The organism is Allobosea sp. FBZP-16, assembly GCF_002831785.1.
GTDB lineage: Bacteria > Pseudomonadota > Alphaproteobacteria > Rhizobiales > Beijerinckiaceae > Allobosea > Allobosea lupini.
Window position 1 is genome coordinate 1 of record NZ_LNCQ01000029.1, and the last position, 19,441, is coordinate 19,441.

A 19,441-nucleotide genomic window follows, 5' to 3' on the forward strand; every position below is an offset into this window, starting at 1 on the left:
CCTTCTCAGGTTGGGCAGACTCTACATCACAGCGAGGGAACTTCCGGGGGGCAGGTCATCATCTGCGACCCGAGCATATTGATTCTCGCCGACCTTCAAGGCGACCTGATGCTCGAGACCGACGACGGTGGGCGGTGCCATATCAGGATCACGTCGATCGGCGCGGACCATCTGACGTTTACAGGGCGTGTGATTGAACGCGTCTGAGGTGAGGTTTCGGCGATAGCCGGTGTCTCAGCTCTGCTGACGATCGGACTGCGGAAGTCACTTAGCGAACGGAACCAGGCAGTGCGCCGTCGTGTGAGCTTGGCAGGCATGATTTCCGAGCCCGGTTCAAAATCGCGCCGCGAATGCAAGGGCTGGGCATATTCGCCAGAGCAGAATTTCGGAACCAGCAATGACCAACGTCATGTCGCAAGCGATTTATCATTGAGTTCCAATATGTTGAAAGCATTCAACGTTGGCGTCTCTGACAGCCCTGCTGCGCCCGTGTTCAAATTGAACGGTCACGCCAAACTTGTAGGCGCCCGCCGATCTCGAAGGCCCGCGAACCGCTTAATCTGCAACCGCCGTGTAACCCTGCCGATTTCACCCGATTTCTCATCCTAATTGTGGCGAGGCGCCCCGCATGTTTCCTTCCTCGGAGAGGTCAATACTCTTGAAGGAAACGCTTCGTGGAACTCCGAGAAAGCGAGAAGCTGATTACCCTGAAGCAGGCATCCGAGGCGCTCGGACTGCCGCTCTTCAAATTTTATCGGGCAGCCAAGGCGGGACAAATTCCGACCTACACGCTCTTCAACTCTCGAAAGTACGTCAAACTTCGTGAGATTAGCGAAATTATCGAGAAGAGTAGGACTTCGGTAGACATCTCAGCGAGCTTATGGAATCCTCCGGATCTGTGGCCTGCTGCCGGTTCTGTGGACGGTCAGCTAAGCTAATCCAACAACGAATGAGGGGAACGGCATTCAATCGATTGTCAGTTCCCGCTGTCTCGGCAAGACTGTCAATGAAAAAAACAATTCCATCATACGCACTTATTCGACTGTTACGGCAAAATTAAATCTCGCGCAGCCCGAACCCCATAATTCTTTTCCGCAAATGTATAAGACATAATTGTCTTTCCCGAGAAAATTCATTTTCGGAATATAATAGTATGTCGTTTCTCCAATTTGCTTGAGCGTGCCATTCGACGGCTGCTTCATGACAACGATCCGATGTAATTCACGCCCATTGAGCATTCGAGAAAACGAGTGCCCGCACCCCTCCTGATCTGTAGTAACAACCATTTCGATCTTGTCGTTCGAATGCATGTACCATTGTATTGGTCCGCTGGCATGGCATTTCGCCGCTGCTCCTGTGGGCAGACTTGTCAGCACGATCAATAATAGGGCAATCAATGCCTGATGGATATTTGCAGCAAAGCGCCGTGAAGACTGTATACTTTTATGGAGTATCATGCAATCATCCGGCGACAAATCGATATTCGACGACCGTGTAACTTTACCGGATTTCAATTACGCTCCAGTAAATTCACAATTGGACGAGTTAATTATCTTGCGTCAGATTCGCAGATTTAACAAGCGAATCCGAGCCCTCTTCTATGCAGCTCCACCTCGATCGCCCGGTGCTCTAGGATCCGGACTCACAACCAGTAGTTGACAGTGGCCGCGATGCAGACGGCTTCGAGGAAGTTGACGGCTTTTCGGTCGTATCGCGTGGCGACGCGTCGGAAGTCCTTGATACGGCAGAACATGCGCTCGATTGCGTTTCGGTCGCGGTAGAGCACGGGCGAGAAGCAGTTCTTCCAGCGGCGGTTCGCCTTGGGCGGGATGTTCGGCATGGTGCCGTTTTCCTCGATCTGTCGGCGGATGGCGTTGCTGTCGTAGTCCTTGTCACCATGCAGGATGCGAGCAGCCGGCATCTGCTCCAACAGGGGCGAACCTGCCGTGCAATCGGCAACCTGGCCGCCGGTGAGCAGGAACGCGATGGGCCGGCAGTCGCAGTCGGTCAGCGCGTGGATCTTGGTCGTGCGGCCGCCACGCGAGCGCCCGATGGCTTGGTTCCGCTCCCCCCTTTTCCGCCCGAGGCCGAGCGGTGCGCCTTCACAGCGGAGGAGTCGATGAGCACCTGGGCGGGAGGACCACCGGCGCTGGCCAGCACATGGAAGAGATCGACCCAGATGCCCTTGGCGGCCCAGCGCACATAGCGATTGTAGAGCGTTTTGCTTGGCCCGTAATCCGGCGGCGCATCGATCCAGCGCCCGCCGGACTTCAGGACATGGACGATGCCGCTGATCACCCGGCGGTCATCAATGCGCGGCTTGCCCCGTGTGTCGATTGGCAAATGCGGCTCGATCCGCGCGAATTGCACATCCGTCAGCCAGAAGCGATCGGGGTTCATCATGACTTCCTTTCGGAAGTCGTGAATCACGCCATGACGGGGGCGCCAACAATTTTATGGGTCCGGACCCTAGCGGGGCGCATTTGAGGAGCCCGGCACGACTTCGAGCCTAACTTGTTACCGCGCGGTAACCACGGGCTTTCGGGGCACTTCGGAAATCGTCGCAAATCCCACAGGCTCAAAAAGCAAAAAGCGCCGGGAACCCCGACGCTTACGTGCCTTGACCTGCCACTGCGTTTTTCCTCCAGGGAGATTTAGAGTCCGGCCTTCTCAAGGACGGACAGATGAAGCGAGCGCGGTTCACGGAAGAGCAGATCATCGCGGTTTTGCGCGAGCATGAGGCCGGCGCGAAGAGCGCCGATCTGGCGCGCAAGCACGGTGTCTCCGAGGCGACCCTCTACAACTGGAAAGCCAAGTTCGGAGGCATGGACGTGTCCGAAGCCAAGCGTCTTAAGCAGCTTGAGGACGAGAACGCCAAGCTGAAGAAGCTGCTGGCCGAGCAGATGCTGGACGTGGCGGCGATGCGGGAGCTTCTGTCAAAAAAATGGTAGGGCCCGCCGTGCAGCGCGACGCTGTCGCGCATCTGCAGGCCGTCATGGGCCTGTGGGAACGTCGGGCCTGCACCATCGTCGGCGCGGATCGCAAGATGGTCCGCTATCGGTCATGTCGGCCTCCCGACACCGAGCTTCGCACCCGGTTGCGCGATTTGGCGAACGAGCGAAGGCGGTTCGGCTATCGGCGGCTGTTCATCCTGCTCAGGCGGGAAGGCGAGCCCTCGGGCGTCAACCGCATCCACCGCCTCTATCGCGAGGAAGGGCTCTCGGTTCGCAAGCGACGTGCCCGCCGCAAGGCCGTCGGCACGCGGGCGCCGATCCTGGTCGAGGCCAGGCCGAATGCGCGATGGTCGACGGACTTTGTGCACGACCAATTCGCGAACGGCCGGCGCTTCCGCATCCTGAACATCGTCGACGACGTCACCAAGCAGTGCCTGGGCGCAATTCCGGACACCTCGATCTCAGGGCGCCGCGTGGCCCGCGAACTGACGGCGATCATCGAGCGGCACGGCAAGCCGGGGATGACCGTCAGCGACCACGGCACGGAGTTCACCTGCAACGCCATGCTCGCCTGGTGCCGCGACAGCGGTATCGACTGGCACTTCATCGCGCCGGGCAAGCCGATGCAGAACGGGTTCGCCGAGAGCTTCAATGGCCGCATGCGCGACGAGCTTCTCAATGAGACGCTGTTCTTCGACCTCGACGACGCCCGCGCGAAGATCGCGGTCTGGATCGCCGACTACAACCAACAGCGCCCGCATTCGTCGCTCGGCTACCTGACGCCTGCGGCCTACGCCGCCAACTTCACCGCAACGAACGATCGGCTGCGCAACCCCGACCAGCTCCGCCGATCGCCCGTTGCTCCCACCGCGCCACACGGCGTAAAACCTGCCGAGGCTCTAATCGCCGCTGGATGACAAACCAGTGGCAGGTCAAATTGTTTCAAGCAGTGAGGGTTTTCGCGAGCCGGCCGAGAGGTCCTGTGCCGCTCCGGATCGTACTTGTAACCGCGAGGTAACCACGGGCTTTTGGAGCCCCTCGGAATTCGCCCCGAACCACTCAGACCCAAAAAGCAAAAAGCGCCGGGAAACCCGACGCTTACGTGCCTCTCAAGCCTTGATATTGTCTGGAGTGGGCGAAGGGATTCGAACCCTCGACCCCAACCTTGGCAAGGGAATTACTATAGTGTTCCTATATTTCACTGGCGTTCATGGCTGTCAATTGGAATTCACGTGGCTCGCTCCTTTGCAAATTACACCGGCGCGACTGGCGTGAACCTGGTAGACGACCGTGGAATAGCGTGGACGCGAAACGCTGCAACCGTGAGGTAACCGCGGGCCTCTTCGGCCCTCTGGCCTCGCGAAAATCCGATTGAGACGGCACGCTGACCGCGATCCCTCTGCTGCGATTCGGCTGTCGACATGACCTCTCATCTGACCCGCCGCCAACTCTACGACCTGCTCTGGTCGCATGAGGTGCCGCAGATTGCGGTGCACCTCAGGCCCACGTCCAATGGTATTACATTGCGCCAGGCAAGCCGATGCAGAACGGCTTTATCGAAAGCTTCAACGGTCGCCTCCGCCTGGCGGTCAATAGCTACCCTCGACGATGCTGATCGTGTCGCATACTCCGATCAGGCCGGTGAACGCATTTCCAACCTGATTCTGATCATAAAGCGACGCGCCGTTGATGAGTATTCGGTAGCTCGGAAACCGGTTGTGACATCCAGAGATCCAGATCTTTTTCTGCACTCGGTTAAGGATGACCGAGAACTGGTAGTCAATATCGGGCATGAACAGCACCGGCGAAGCGGTCTGGCCCTTCGCAATGAACGTGATCCGGGGGCTGCCGAAGGTGACGTTCTTAAGTTCGAATTTGTCGCGCACGCTTCCCCAGTCCCACCCGGGAACGACCTGCGTGACGCCGGTGCTAACAGTGGAACTCGCGCGACTGTTGGCCAAGTCGATGGAGATTGCCTGACGCGATTTTTCCCCTGCCTGCACATGCGGCGGCCGGATCTCCGTGATGATTTCAAGCTTCAGCACCTGCCCACACGCCGGCTGCACTCCCATCAGCAATAGGCCGGCGGCGGGTACTCCAATCCATCCTCCCATATCATCCTCCCGAGTTGCACAAATACCCCGTATTTCGGGTCACGACGAAGCTCTGTTGTTTGGAAGTCTCTGGCGCCTTTTGTTCCGCTTTCGTGCGTTCCGGCGGCGTTGCGGTGGCGGTTTCATGGTTTTGGGGGGGCGTGGATGGCTCCATGGCTCCGCCGGCAGTATTTGCTCAAACAAGAAGCGTGGGCCGCTTTGCGTCATTGTGGGCCTTGAATTGGGCAGCGCCAGCTCATCCGCGGTCGAAGGAAAGCGCTCAGTTTCCTCGAGCGTGAGGCGATAGCGACCGTCATCCTTACCGAGTTTTGGAAGAACAAATCGGGCATACCAACCGCACTTTATTGGTGTCCCCGCAGAGGTGTCGATAAGCCCGCGGAGGACTATGCGTTCGCAGTCGGCTTCGTCTACCGCATCGCGCGGGACGTAGTCGAATGGCAGGGAGGCCGCGGTTCGACCGAACCTCCGGATAGTGAATTGCATCTCGCCGGGCCTGTCGCCGACGTCGCCGCTCGCGAGGGTGTCTTCCGGCCCGTGAACGACGACTTTGTATTCGATATGTTGCTTTGTCTTCCCGTCGGCGGTCCGCAGATAGATGGCAGCGCTCCGGACCTCGACGGTACGCTGCGACGGGGTCTGCGCCCATGTGACGACGGGAGCCGACGCCTCAAGGAAGGGCAGGGCGTGCTTCTGATAGCGAACCAGTCCAAGCCGGACAAAGGGTTCAGCATAGGGCCCAAGGTTGAGTCTCAGATCCACGAACCACTTCTCGCGTTCCACATCGAAGCGGGGCACGAATGTCACCAGCGAAACCAGCAGCGTTTCGCTGCCGCGCTTGAGTGGAGGCGGCTTCTTCGGACCTTGCTCGTCGTCCTCATTCTTGTTTGGCTCGTCATCCTCGGAGGACGCCGGCATCGGGACGGAGCTGACCAGCTTCGGAACCTGCGGGTCGACCGTTGTGGGGCCATCCGGAGCGAAATCGGGAAATGCCAAAAGCGTCAGGAATGGCCCGATGGGCGACGGCCCACCAGGGCGTCCGCGGGTGGCGTCTGGCCGTTCGAGAATGGGGTTGGTCCGGATCGGATCCACTCCCATGCGGGTGACGAAGCGACCCGCCTCTCCCAAATCCGAATCCGCGAAATTCTCCCAGAGATCCATGTCTCGGTCGTGTAGCGCACCCTTCTGCTTGCGAACGATCCCCGCCGCAAGTGCGGCCTGATCCAGGCTCTCGATGTCTGGCGGCCAGAGCACGATACCAAGCCTCTCACCCTCGCCAGAGGAAAACCACGGGCGATCGAGATAAACACGCAGTATCGTGGAGACCCGACGAGCGACCCAGCCTTCGTCGCGGACCGTGGGGTTCACCTCTTCAGTCAAGAAGACCGGCGAGACCGCATGGACAATGGGTTTGTCCGGTCTGCGGGTAGCAGGTACCCAAACCTCCTGTTGCTCCTTGTCGTTTGAACGCGCCGACAGCATGCCGGCTGCCTGGGGGACATAGTGAGTTTCCGGCGCATGGCCGGTCGCTTGCGTGGCCACGACCCTAAGAAAATGGGAATCGTAGCGCGTCGTGGATCTTAGCGAAAGTTCGAGCCTGCGAGCCAGGTGGTCGTTGAAAGGCTCGAAGGAGATCGTGCGATTCTTCTGGTCCAGTTTCTCGCTCGTCTTCAATGCGCGTAACTGCTCCTCTGCGAGGTCAACCTGCTCCAGCGTATGGTTTAGCGGTGGGTAGTCTGGGTCGAGCGCACCGATCGCATCAACTTGAAGGATACAGACTTCCGACTTCGGCAGTGTGACGACGCCGTTGGGCGCGACCTCGAAGCCATAGAGCAACCGAGTCAGGGAAAGTTTGTTGTGGTCGTTGGCGCGGGCATTGTGGATGTTCGCGATCTCCTTCCTGTTTGGCTTGCTCGACACATCGCCGGATGCGCTTGCATCCTGCAGGTTCCATTCGCCGGCTAGCCGCTCCTCGGGCGTGCGCCCACGTTTCGGATCGTCGAAGCCGATGCCGGGACTGGTGACGAGACGGGCAAGAACCTCAAGCTGCCGAGACGTGTCGCGGTCAAATAACGCCTTTCCGGCTAGGGCAATTCCGGTATCTCCAGGCTGCGCGATCGGAGGAGGTTGATTTTTCCGGAGCTGGTCCAGTGCCGAGGTTCGGGCCATGTCGGTCGCTGCAACGCGGTATGCCTTGATCACCTCGTTCTTCTTCCATTCAGGGGCGCGCGGCTTGTCCGTCGCATGGCTGGCCTTGATCGTTTCGAGGCTCGCGATCTCAGGAATGGGGCGATACTTTAGGAATTGATGGAGGTAACTGGCGACTATCTGTATCATCCACGCCTGAACTTCGACATCGCCGTGACTGCTCCAGCGCGTCTGAGCGGTGTCCGGAAGGAGTGGATTGGGCGCATTCCAGGTTCGGAAACTGTGCTGGGGTAACAGGGCGTCCAGCGCTTTGCGGAGGGCGGCGTGGCCCGGATGCTCGTTGGCTTTCAGTCCCCTGCGAGCCAGCATCATCGCCTCCACCGCGATCGCTTCTGGCAAATCGAAAATTCGCGCGAGAGCTTTCTCCGATGGTATCGACCAGACATCGAGCTCAACAGCGTCGCCCGGCGCGAGCTCGAAGGTTACAAGCCGCGCCGGATGGCGCTTGCCCTTCCCGCTGGTCGGGTTCGTTTCGTCTCCGACTGCCACGTCGATATAGCCGTCCTTGCGCGCGGCATCGGAGCGGAAGTGCTCTTGACGAGTTTCCTTGCCCGCGGCCCGCTTGAGGTCCGCTGCGGCGACAAAATGCACTGCGACCGGAAGCAGGTCAGACGATTTCCGCAACGGGACGACCACGGGCGCGCCCCGAAAGTAGCCGGTGCCCGTGCGGGTGCCGGCACGGCGAAGCGCCATCACCATGAACTCGGCGGCCGGATCGGCGTAGTAGATTCCCTTGGTAGCTTCCGCCATAGCCTTCACACGGGCGGCTGGGTCAGCTGCGTTCCTTATCCGGAACATCAGCTCGCCTTGCATCTCAGGTGGGGCGCGGCGACTACGCTCCTGGCCTAGAGAGCCTTGGGTGACCAGCCTCGCTTTGCGAATCTCCGCACGTTTTTCGGACGGTTGCCCTTCGGCGGTGGTCTGCTCGACAGCAAGCGGAAACCCGCCCCATTCCGCGTCGAAGTCGACAAGGCCGAAATCGCCGTCCGGCAAGCGCTGCTTGTGGTCGCCCGCATCGAAGCGGCCGTGGCGAGAAGCCTCTTCCAACCCTATTTCCGCAGGCAAGATGATCCGCCATGTGTCTTGCGGGAGGCTGCGTGAGGGCTCGCCTTGTGCGGTCCGCAGCGTCACAACGGTGGCGGATTGCTTGGCGAGCAGGTCGGGCATGAGGGCGATGCCCTGAGGGAGCAGGACCTGTGGTTTAAGCACGCGCTCAAGCCGCAGGAAGCGCCGGAACGGGCTCACGCGACCGGCCTCACTCGATGGCAAGGCCATGTCCCGCACGTGTTGTGATTGATAGCGGCTGCGCGCCTGGTCGAGGGTCAGCGAGACCCCGCCGTACCAGACTGGTCGTAGGGCGAAGGAATAGGCCCAGCCATATCGTAACGGCCAGGGTTTGTGGGCGTGCTCGTCGGCTTCATCCGGAAGTCGGAAGGTCCGGGTTACCGCGAGGTCGGCACCTGCTACAACGGGCACCTTCGACGGATAGCAGCCGACACCAAGCGGATCGCCCTCCCAGGTCGTAAGCGCTTCCTCGACGTGGAGCATCTCTCCAGACGGATCAAGGCCGCGGCGCCGGACGCCCGGAACCAGAACGGACGCGTCGAGTTCGCGCCGGCGCTCGGTTTCCGATTGCAGCCCGAGAGCCTCGAACCATGGTACCGTCCTGTCGGTCGCGGGGTCGTCCAGATTGTCACTTGGATGGAAGAACCGGATCTCGCGCTCGTTCAGGCTGCGCCAAGCCCCGTGCTGCCCTGTCGACTCCCGATAGGAGACGTCGAGCCGATAGCCGATCGTGAGATCATCGGCATCCAGGATCGGCAGGGCGCCGTCGTTCCACGGAGCGTCCGCGCCCGCGATCTCTGCGGCAACAGCGCTCGCCCGCCAGCGGTCGATGAGCGTAAAGCCCCGGGTGAGGGCGTTGGTCTCATGGCGGCGAGCGTTCTCGGGCGCCGTTTCGCCCTCGCCCGTAGCTTGCAGCGAGCGAGCGAGGTCCTCGGCGCGGTTCGCGGCGCGAATTCGAGTCTCCGCCGCGAGCGCCGGATCGATCGTCACGAGCGCGAAGCGCGGATTGACGGTCTGGGCCGCGCCTTCCCCCGTCATTTGCCGGACGGAGAGGTCGATGATGCCGCCGAGGCTCGTCGCAGCACCAGAGGCGCGAACCGAGGACGTCGACAACCCCGCATAACGAAGGTCGAGCTCTTCCCGCGTCGCCGGCCAGAGATCGACGATATCTCCTGGCCGGGTTTCGAGCCGAGCCAGCGTCGCCACCCGCTTCTTGTCAGTGCCAGCACCGAGGAAGAGAAAGCGGAACTCCTCCTTCTCGGCATCGCCCGCGAAAGGCCGTGCGCTCTGCGCGGCCTTGAGTACGACTGTGGCATCGACCTCGACGTCGACGACGAGCCGGAACAGCCGCGCGAGCGTTGGATAGGAGCGCAAGGCGAATAGCAGGTTGCGGGCTTGGAGCCCAACTTCCTTGACCTCGGCCCCGCCCTCTGCCAGGGGCCGCCCGTCAAGGGACGGGATCTTGTTCTCGGGATCCGGCCACACAGCTGCCAAGTGCAGAGCCCGAATATTGCGGCAAAGACTTTCCCGGCTGAGCGGATCGAAAAACTGCTCTCGAGGTGCCGTTCCGGCGGTCTTCAGCGAGGCTTCGATGAGCGCGGCCTTCGTTTCCTCGGCAAGCTTGCTTGTGAGATAGGATTTCCTGGCGTTGAAGACCTTGGCTTCCTGCTCCACGCGTGGACCAAGCACGAGTTCGAACGCCGCCTTCGCGCGCCTTCGGTCCTCCTCTAGCAGCGCCTTGTAGTTCTCCTGCGAGGGCTCCGCGTCGGCCTTGATGGCGGCAGCCCCGCGTTCGACGAGGTCGCTCGCGGCGGCGATCGGCCGGCTCAGCCCTTCCGCCGCAAGCGTATGGATGACGCGCTCCGCCCGATCGAGCAAATGCAACAAAGCGGCGTCGGCCCGTCCCGTCGGGGCGATCTGCGGACGCCCATCTTTGAGGTACGGTGCCGGCGGTTCGCTTTCGACGTCGAGGACATCGACGAGGGCCGACCAGACGGTTTCCTCGCCATCAGGCGGGATCAACTCCTGCCAGAAGTCGTTGACGGCGCCCTGCTCTTTCTCTGCCTGCGGTGGAATACCATGGGCCGGAAGCGGGATGCAGGCACCACCAAAGCGTGGCCGGCTGATCTTGCCGTCGTGACTGTCCTCCACTGGAGCCGATGCCCAGAGCTCGAGAGCGTTCTCGCTAGAACGAAGCAGCCTCTCGATCTCGATCGGCCAGTCGCGAAGCAGGATTTTGGGCGCTCCATCTTCGTGCTTGACCGGCATAAGGTTGACCGTCAGGCGGATGCGGCCTGGCTTTCCCTTGACCATTCCGGCCGCGACGACGCGTGCCCCGAAGCTCGCGAAGCAATCCGATGGTGGCCGGCTCGTCACCATGTGAGTTCCCATGCTTTGGAGGGATTCGCGGCAGGCGCCTTATTCGGCTTCGCCGGGCGCTTGCCTTGCGATGCCGGGCGCCCAGGCGCCGTGCCCGGGTACGCGAAGTAACGCTTGTAGATACGGTAATCGATCGCCTTGCAGGTGTTCTGATTTATCAGAAGGGGAACAGGACGTGTGGGCTGCCGATCCGCGAGCAGCGAATATTCAGACGGATTGAGGTCGAGGCCATGGCGAAAATTTGTTGAAACAACCTCGGCATCTGCTTTGCTTGATTGACGCGATCCTTGCTCGTCCTTCTCAACCTTGACGGAGAAGCGGATGTCGGCGAGTCCTACGCGGAAGCTGTAGGTGAAGATCGCGACGCCATTTAGGTTCGAACCACGCTGAGTTAGGCGTACGTAAAGAGAGGCGCAGCCGAGCGAGAAGCTGGCGATCCGAGCCTCGCCCCCGGCGAAGAAGATGCCGTAAAGCTCGGTGAAGCCGTCCATGGTCCGAATGAAGACACCGACCGTGATCCGTCCTTCGCCCCTGAGCGGGCCGAAGTTGAAGCCTGAACCGCCGCCGTACTCGAACGAGGCTTCGAAGCCCACGATGCGGCGCGAATTGGCTATCAGTCCTAAATATCCGCAGCCGGCAAAGGGTAGCACCGAAATCATGAACGGCGTTTCCGGGCGACCGATCCCGATCACGAAGCGCGCGTCGCCGCCGCTGAACGGCAACTCAGCAGCGGCCGACAACGACAGGTTCGAGATGTACATCGAGCCGACGCTCAGGGCGCCAAGCGCGATCGAATACCCGGCGACGATCCCGATTTCGCCGCGGCCGGTCAGTGGACGCAGGAAGAATCCCGTCCCGTCCTTGGGGCTGCCGAGATAGCTCTGAAGATCCTTGATGAACCCGACCGTGCTGCCGAGTTCAACTTCCTCGACCTTGATCGACAGGCTGAAGCCATCGCCGGGCGACGCACTGAAATGGCTCGGCGGCATTTTGAGTTTGACGATGTCGAGGCTGCCCAGCAGCTTGATCGTCATGCCTGGCAGGAAGCCGGCCGCATGGGCGGTGGCGGCCTTGGGGTTCAGCAGGTCGATCGAACCGCCAGCACGGAGTACAAGCCTTCCGACCTTGCCCTCTGGATGCGCGACGGGCCGGAATTCAACGAGCTTCTGAAGTGCGTCGGGGACTTTCAGCTCGACGTCGCAATCATAGCTGCGGGTGATCTTCACGGGAACGAGGCTGCGAAGCGTGGCTTCGATCTCGTCGCGAAGCAGGTTGAAGTCGACAAGCGCGGCGATGTCGCCGCGCAGGAACTTCTGCATGATCGTCGTGAAGTTCTCGGCAAGCCGCAGCGGGGCTGCATGTCTTTGCTGATAGGCATGGAACAGTTTCAGGATGCCGCGCATGGCGTCGGGGCTAAACGCAGGCTTCGGCCCGGCCGCGAGGATACTGGCCAATTCAGCGCGCTCGATCTCCATGCCGTCGCGTTTGTCTTCCCCGTTGGTTGGAAGGAACGGTGCGACCGGCGCCACCTGGAATACGTCGACGAGGGATTGCGGCGAGGCCCCGTCCGAAAGCCGAATAAGGCTCAGCATGAAGGCGACGAGGCGGCTGGTCAGCGGATCGGGCGTCCCGAGTCTGCTGCGCGCGTCGAGGATGGCGTCATAGACTTGCCGGATCCCTTCGAGCACTGGGCGGAGCAACGGGCCGGCTGCATCGCCGATCGCGACCAGAAATTCGTTCTCGGTTGCGCGCAACAGGCTCGAGAGACGCCCGAGGCCGAAGAATATCGCCTCGCGTCCGCTCTCCTGGAGCGTCGATAGCGCCGCGTCGATCGCCGCGGCGAATGCGCGAACGGGGCTCTCCGCCGTTGCTTTGCGCTTATCCACCTCGGTTCGGAGTGCGAGCCCAAGCGTCTGCAAGGCCGCGACGGACTGCTGCAAGCCCACGACGACAGACAGGAGCTCCGGGATTGCACTTAGTTGGGGTTTGATTGCTTCGATCGACGTATCGATCGATTTCCGCGCCTCGGCATTCAGGAGGTTCGAGAGATAGGACGCGAACGCGTTGGCGAAGGCCAAGAGGTCGGCTGAGATGCTACTCCGTTCGTCTAGATCGGCAGTGCGTAGCACCTCGCTGAAATCGCGAAGGTCGGTGGGCAAAAGTGCGAGCGTGTCGATGAAGCTCGCGATATGTGCGCCAGCGTCTTCTGCAGCACGTGTGACCTGCACCACCGCTGCAAGCGGTGCGCCTATGGTCTCGCTCGCGGGGTCGAAGCAACCTTGTTTCAGTGCGTCCGGTGCACTGGCAATGATCCCCTGTACCTGTCTGAGCCCCGCCAGGGCGAGGCGCAGCCGTCGCAGATTGAAGCTGAAACGATCCCGTACTGCGGCAAAACCAGAGCTCAGAGACAGGCCGGCGAGCTTCGTTTCGAGGTCGGCGATCTTTTGGTCAAGCTCCTCGGAGTCGGGCAGAAGATCACTGACGAAGCGGACGCCAAGCCCTAGCAACTGGCCGCAAGTGGCATTCCAATCCGCGATCGGCCCGGCATAGGCCTGCAGCAAGGAAAGGGCTTGATCGCGGACCAGTGCTTCTCCCAGTTCACGAAGCAGGATGAATGCGCGCCGGCCAGCATCGCTTTGATTGTCGCGCACCAGCAGCACGATCCGGATCACCGTCGCCACGCTGCCGGTCTTGCCGAGGATCGGCTCGAATTGCGGGCCGGCGATCGCGAGCAGCACGCCCCGGAGCCGCGGCGCGCCGGCAGCCAGGTCGACATTGACCTCGTCCGGTTTCGGCAATGCTTTCGCCAGCCGCTCGATTTCGTCGATATACGGCTTCAGGGTGTCGAGGTCGGTTGCCTTCCTCAGTTCGGCGTTATAGGCGGCCAGGAAGCTGTCCAGCAGCTCCCGGATCGCTTCTCCGGCCTTGGCATTTTGCGGTCCCGAGACCGTCAGGATGTCGAGAAATCCACGCGCGAGAGCGTCGACGAGATCCGAGTCGACCTTGAGTTCCTTCAACAGACCAATTGCCGCTTTGGCTTTGGCTGCCTCGACACGGCGTGCGAGGTCGTGCTCCAGCGCCACGGGATCGAGGATCGGGGGCAAGCGGACCAGTGCCGCGAAGAAGGCCAGGCGCTGATCGATCGTTGCTTGCGTGTCATCAAGGATTCCCGACACTGCCGCGTCGGTATTGGCGAAGACCTGTTGGAGCGCTTTTGCGATCAGCGAGCGGATGTCGGACAACGCTCCCAGCAGCCGCCGGATCCGCTCCCGGAGCTCCGCCTTGATCGGCCCGACCGGATCTGACGTAATCCTCCGCAGAGCATTAATCAGCCGCTGTCCTGCGGTGCGAAGGGTCGCAAATGCACGTATGGCAATGATGACATCTTCGTTTTCGGCGTCGGTGATGGCTTGGCGTAGTGCATCGAGGCTCGTATCGAGCTCCGGATAGATCAGCCGCAGATCGAGCGTCGAAATATCTCCGGCGATGTCCGTCGTCTTGGCCAGCCGGTTGCGGGCATCGTCCCAAGCTTGGTCGAACCTGACGATGGCCCGTCGCAGTGGCGGAAGGACGAGGCTGCGCAATTCGTCGAGCTTGTCCTCGACGACGCTGTCGACCTGCTCGCGCATCTCGGGAAAGGAGGACCCGATTCCCCGCAACAGTTCAGAGAAGGTGAACAGGCCGAGGATCTTGGATTTACTGTTGAAGCAGGAGTCGAAGTTGAAATCTCTCCGCGGAATCGCCGCGCCGGCGACGGGAGGAGTTGCCGGAGGCGGCGCGCCGCCGATGGCGCCAAGCCGACGCGATACCCAGGTCACGTCGACGTCGGGGCGCGCAATCCCGCCCGAACGGTCGCCCGCATTCCCCATGCCCACCGCAAGCGGAGACAGCAACTCGAGATAGCGATCGCCCGGATCCGTGCTGCTCTTCGAACGGAAGCCGTCCTTCCTGTAGCTTTCGTCGAAGCGTACTAATGTTGAGGGAAGCGAGCGCCCGATGAAGCGTTCGTAAGGTCCAAGCTTGACCGCCGCTTTCGAGACATAGGGGTAGAACGGCGGCTGCTCCGCGCCTTCCAGAATCGGGTCGTTCTCGTAGCGGGTATTGGCGATGCCGGGCGTGACCCGATCCGAAATGCTTTCGGTTCCGCCTGGGCGGCCCTCAGCGCCGAGCGTCCAAGTCAGCGTTTCGAGCGTGCATTGCCCTTCCTGCTCCTCTTCCGCGTAGCGGCGGCGGGTGCCGGCATGTTGAGCTGTCCTCCACTCTTCCGGCACGTGCGAGTTGTAGTATCGTACGATGGCCGCCAGTATGTCCGGCTGGTTGACCGCGACGTTGTCGACGAACAGCATCGGTAGCTTTAGGGCGGAGGGATGGCCTTCCACCGCGAACTCGAACCCGATGCTGTCGGCATAGCCGGATCGCGTTCTCGGCCAGAACACAAGCCCGGATAGCAGCTTTTCCCGGGCGGCTGTCGAGTCCGGCGCCAGCGCCGAAGCCGGGGCGAAATCGATCCGTCCATTCGGTCGTTCTGCGAAATACGGCGCTTGCGCCGGCGCCTCGTTTAGCTTTTTAAACGATCCGGTGGGATCGTCGAGCGGGTCGACGATGTCTGGCGTCTGGTGCGTGAGCATTTCCAGCTGATGGGCGGGAAAGCGGCGGCTGCCATCCCCCTGGCCTGGAGCCGGATAGGTCTTGTGCCGCTTGCCGATCCGGATGAACTGGCGTTGCACGAGAAAGGCGGTCATCTGGCCGTTCTTGTCATTTCTGAAGAACAGCCGTTCCGTTAGCTTTACGAGCGATGCACGGATGCCGAGTGGAAACAGATATCCTTTGTAGACGACCTCGACCTCGATATCGCGACCCAAGGTGGTGACTTGTCGCCAACGCTCGACGGAGAACGAGTCGAAGAGCGGCAGCCGACCCTGATCCCGTAGCGCTGCGGCCGGCGGGTGGAAGGCGGTGTCGAGGTTGAGCGAGCCGCCGCGCCCCGTCAGCCTGAGCGCGGTGACATTGAGTGGCTCAGGCATGTAGATCGCCGAAAGGTCCTGCTGCGACCCGTCGGCGCCCGGAGTTCGTGCGAGTCCCTTGAGCGCATAATCCTTCGGCGGCTCGATCTGCGAGGTGTCGATGATGCGGAACGCGGAGCTACGCTTGCCGATGACCGGCATGCCGAAGACCGAGGAGAGCGCGACGATCTCGTGCCTGTCGTAGGAGTCGAGCGCCAGCCTGGCTTTCGCAGCCCCGTCGAGGCCGTCGCGCGGCACGTCCCAAGGCGCGAAATGCCCGCGCTTGGGCGCGGGCATCCCGGAGAAGACCTCCGGGTTGAAATCGGGCGACCAGACCGCCCGTAGTTGTGGTGGGCGGTTTTCCAGATCGAGCTGCGCCGACCATAATGGCGGCTGAACGCTCCAGGAAGCGCCGGCACCGCTGTCTTGCGCCGGTGCAAAGAGGGCGTCCGGTATTGGGCGAGACGTCAGGAACCTGCCGAACTGGCTCGGAGAAAGGACCAGACGGGAGGGCAATTCAATCGCGGTCTCGTCTGCCTCCGGCGCGCGTAGCGACATGCGAATATCGGCCAGCCGCCCCTCGATGGACCGCCCCGGCATGATGCCGTGGTGCGCGAGAATGCGTGCCGCGTCGCTTTCCGCCTCGCGAAGGCGCGGGTGGGCTTGCCGTCCTCCCGGAAGCGTTTCGAGTGTCTCGGCCCGGCGCGTCACCGAGAGATCGTACCGTCCCCAATCGGTCAGCTCGTCCAGGCAAAAATCCAGGTCCGGATTCAGGTCGTCGAAGGTAAGGCTGAAGACGAGCCGTGACGGCCCCGATAGCCGGGCCGGCGTGATGGCTTCGAACTCTTCGCGCTGGTTCATCCCCGCATGCAGCGCGGAAACAAGGCCTTCGAACGCGTGCTGCTCGGTGCTGCCGGTGAGGCCGCGTGCGATTTCGAGAAGGCGTTTCGCGCCGGGATACGCCGCGGGCAGTGCCGCGGGGTTCTCTTTGAGCGCGGAAAAATCGCCGCTCTTGTCCGGTTTTGCCTTAGTCAGCTCACTGTATAGCGCCGTAGCGCGTCCGAACGCCTCGGTTCGACGCGCCATCTCGGCGCGCAAGACTTCGCGAATTTCCGGCCGCCAGTCCGCGATCGGCTTGCCGATGACGTCGCCGTATCGTTCCTCGATCTCGTGCCGCAGGTTTGTGGGAGGATCGATCGTCGGGAGCCCGGCGATCTGAGCTTCCAGCCTGGCGCGCGGATCGGCCTTGCGCTTCGCCTCGGCCGAGTACCGGGCCAGATCGAGCAACACGCGCCGTGCATCGGGATCGAGCTCGAGCGGGTGCGTGCCGATAAAGATGCGCTGATTGTCAGGCAAACGAGACCATCGCGCTCGGATGGAAGCCACGATCTTGTCCGGCTCTGGCGGCGCGGCGAACTCGCCTACCTCGGTTTTGAACCGTTCCAGCAGTTCCTGAAAATCGCGAAATGCGACGACGGACGATCGGACGTCAGGGTGTGAATGACTACCAAGAGCAGCCGCATCTGTTTGAAGCTGCTGGCGCACCACGGGCTCATTGAGCTTTCCGTTCTGGGCCTCCTCGGACAGGCGCGCGAAGTAGCCATCCGGATCAGCGATCCACATCGGTGATGCAGGCAGCGAAACGCCGTCATTGATCTGGCGTGCATAGGCGTATTCGGCAACGTGTTGCGGAGGGAAATGCACCAGCAGCCGCGGACGGCTGTCGTTGCGGCGTGCGGGCTCGCCTTGCTCGCCCTTGCTGACGGTGATGCCCGCGCCGATGAGGTTGGCCGCCGGCGTGATACGGGCAAAGCGACCGTTGTCATTGAGGGGCTGGCCGAACTCGAGGACGAGATCGCGGAAGCCAAATGCCAGGGCGAGTTGGTCGCTGGGGCGGCGCACCGTCAACCGCGCACCGTCGAGAGCGAGCCGAACCGGCGGGCGTGCGCCGCTCGTCATGGTGCGAGGAGGCGTGCCGATTTCGATCCAGCCTCGGAGGCCGGCAAAGCCGATCTCCTTCGACACGCCGTCTATCTGGAGCCCGACCTCCGTGCCCGCCACGTCGATGCGGCTCCAAAGGCCTTCCGGGTTCGTTGTCCCCCGGCGATCGGGGAGTGGCAGGCCGACATGCGTGAGAAGCGCGCGCGCCGCGAAATGAGTGAGACGGTTTTGGGCGATCTCGGCAACGAAATGGGTCAAGCCTCGCTCGGGGCGTGCGATGTCGGAGATCGTTTGGACGGCCGGCTTTTTGAGATGCGACGCTGGCGGCAGCGGTTGCGGCGGAGCTGCGCCGCCGGCGGGAGCAGCCGCTGCGTCCGGTACCGGAGCCGGGGCCAGAGGCTCGGGGTCGCCGGATAGTTCAAAGCCGCCATAAGCGGTGTCGAGCTTGAAGGGCTTTGATGACAACCGCGCTCTGAGGCGATCCTGGAAAACGGCCTTTCCATTATCCAGCCGAGCGCGCTGACGCGTCAGCACGGCCGCTGAGAGCGGAAATCGACTTTCTGGTACTTTGCTGCCGTGGCGCAAGAGGGCTTCGCCGCTGGCCTGGAGCAGCGCGACGGTATCGTCCGGGGTGCCCCAATGACGGAATGCCAAGCGCGCATTCTTAAGCGCATTGTCCTTGTCGAAATCGGGCTCGAAGAAGAGTTGGTGATCGCCTTCAGTGTTGAGCTGGTATGCCCGGCGAGCGTGCGACAGCTCTGCTGTCGCGGCCCATTCGATTGCACGCGCGTGGCCGACGAGTGCGTAGTCGGCGCTATGCCGGGCGGCGCGGCTCTCCTCTGCCTGAATCTGCGCGCCCGCGCCCGCATCGGAGCGCACCCGCTCAAGGTCGAGATGATGAAAGATCAAGGCGCCCTTGAAGGCCCAGAAACCTTCCTTCGAGCTCAGTGCCCACCGACCTGCCGCACTCAGCGAGAGCGTCGCGGTCGGTGCGCTTGCGCCGCTGATGCGTTGTCCGAACATCCGCTGGGTGAGCTTGTCGAGCTTTCCCTTGTCCCGGAACGTGAACTCCGCAAGATTGCCCGGGCCTTCCGAGAAGAACGTCGCGACGTCCAATTTGGTCTCGACGCGGGTCCTGTCGCCAAGGTCGATCTCGATCTTCAATTTTGCCGTGCCGGCCTCGTCAACAATTGTGAAATTCAGCGCGAAAGTTTTCTCCTCGGGACTCCCGGAGCCCAGGAAGGCAGCTTTTGGGGCGGAAAACGAAGATAGCCGTCCGGTCGCATCCCGGCCGAACACGAAGGAGGCGTCACTGCCGCCGAACAGCGCCGGCGCGAGCTTGCCGACGGTTTCATAGCGGTAGGCGCGCTCCTTTTTATCGGTTTCGAACGCCGTGACGATCTGAATCTCGGCCTCGAGTCGGGCGCCTCGCTGGATGCTATCGGGCGAGGGCGACGGCCGGCGTGCGAAAAGTCGAAAAGCCGGGGAAGGAGGATTGGCCTCAACCGCGCCGGCCGCGCCCGCAGCAATCGCGGCGCCGACCGCGGCAATGCCACCGACGACGACGCGCCGGTCGACCATCATTGTGCCGGTGGAATTTTGTTCCGGTACCGGCACGATGTCAGAATGTCCCGCCCTCTCATCCACGCGCGCCCCCCGAGTGTAGTGTGGTGCCCGTACAAAGTAAAAATAGAGGCTTGCGTTCGCTATCGAGTCAACTAGTATTTGGTTGGACCGCAAAAACTCAACTTAAATGACATGCGAGTCAGTATGGTCTTCC

The 19,441-nt window shown here is 61.8% G+C and carries 8 protein-coding genes and 1 pseudogene; 4 read left to right on the forward strand and 5 right to left on the reverse strand.

Going from position 1 to position 19,441, the window contains the following annotated elements:
- Both CXY91_RS30715 and CXY91_RS30200 read left to right on the forward strand, forming a co-directional pair.
- Window positions 1-207, forward strand: a 207-nt coding sequence (locus tag CXY91_RS30715) for a hypothetical protein (RefSeq protein ID WP_210202605.1), incomplete at its 5' end; no start/stop codon positions are given.
- Between the two features lie 467 nt (window positions 208-674).
- A complete protein-coding gene (locus tag CXY91_RS30200) occupies window positions 675-938 on the forward strand; it encodes a hypothetical protein (RefSeq protein ID WP_158673419.1) in 264 nt (87 codons plus the stop codon).
- A 96-nt stretch (window positions 939-1,034) separates the two neighbouring features.
- On the opposite strand, the gene CXY91_RS30205 is transcribed toward CXY91_RS30200, so the two are convergent.
- Together CXY91_RS30205 and CXY91_RS14750 are read right to left on the reverse strand one after the other, a co-directional pair.
- Window positions 1,035-1,457: a hypothetical protein gene (locus CXY91_RS30205; protein WP_158673420.1), complete on the reverse strand. Its 423-nt coding sequence runs from the start codon at window positions 1,455-1,457 to the stop codon at window positions 1,035-1,037.
- 185 nt (window positions 1,458-1,642) lie between these two features.
- Window positions 1,643-2,400, reverse strand: a protein-coding gene (locus CXY91_RS14750; RefSeq protein WP_100962110.1) for an IS5 family transposase whose coding sequence is annotated in 2 segments (ribosomal slippage) — window positions 1,643-2,067 and window positions 2,067-2,400 — 759 coding nt in all. Because the reading frame shifts where the segments join, the coding sequence is not laid out codon by codon here.
- A gap of 284 nt (window positions 2,401-2,684) precedes the next feature.
- Between CXY91_RS14750 and CXY91_RS14755 the strand changes: the two genes are divergently transcribed.
- Together CXY91_RS14755 and CXY91_RS14760 are read left to right on the forward strand one after the other, a co-directional pair.
- Window positions 2,685-3,871, forward strand: a protein-coding gene (locus CXY91_RS14755; RefSeq protein ID WP_100962111.1) for an IS3 family transposase whose coding sequence is annotated in 2 segments (ribosomal slippage) — window positions 2,685-2,937 and window positions 2,937-3,871 — 1,188 coding nt in all. Because the reading frame shifts where the segments join, the coding sequence is not laid out codon by codon here.
- Window positions 3,872-4,461: 590 nt separating this feature from the next.
- Window positions 4,462-4,536: pseudogene (locus CXY91_RS14760) on the forward strand (integrase core domain-containing protein); the annotation flags it as partial.
- A 7-nt stretch (window positions 4,537-4,543) separates the two neighbouring features.
- Here the strand turns inward: CXY91_RS14760 and CXY91_RS14765 are convergent.
- From CXY91_RS14765 to CXY91_RS14775, 3 genes are read right to left on the reverse strand one after another with little or no spacing between them, the layout of a single operon-like run.
- Window positions 4,544-5,068 (reverse strand): hypothetical protein, encoded by a 525-nt coding sequence (locus CXY91_RS14765; protein ID WP_158673421.1) that lies wholly within the window; start codon window positions 5,066-5,068, stop codon window positions 4,544-4,546.
- 39 nt (window positions 5,069-5,107) lie between these two features.
- Window positions 5,108-10,717, reverse strand: a complete 5,610-nt coding sequence (locus CXY91_RS14770; RefSeq protein WP_100962113.1) for a hypothetical protein — start codon at window positions 10,715-10,717, stop codon at window positions 5,108-5,110.
- Window positions 10,711-19,308 (reverse strand): coiled-coil domain-containing protein, encoded by an 8,598-nt coding sequence (locus CXY91_RS14775; protein ID WP_158673422.1) that lies wholly within the window; start codon window positions 19,306-19,308, stop codon window positions 10,711-10,713. The genes CXY91_RS14770 and CXY91_RS14775 overlap by 7 nt, the downstream gene beginning before the upstream one ends.
- Window positions 19,309-19,441 lie beyond the last annotated feature (133 nt).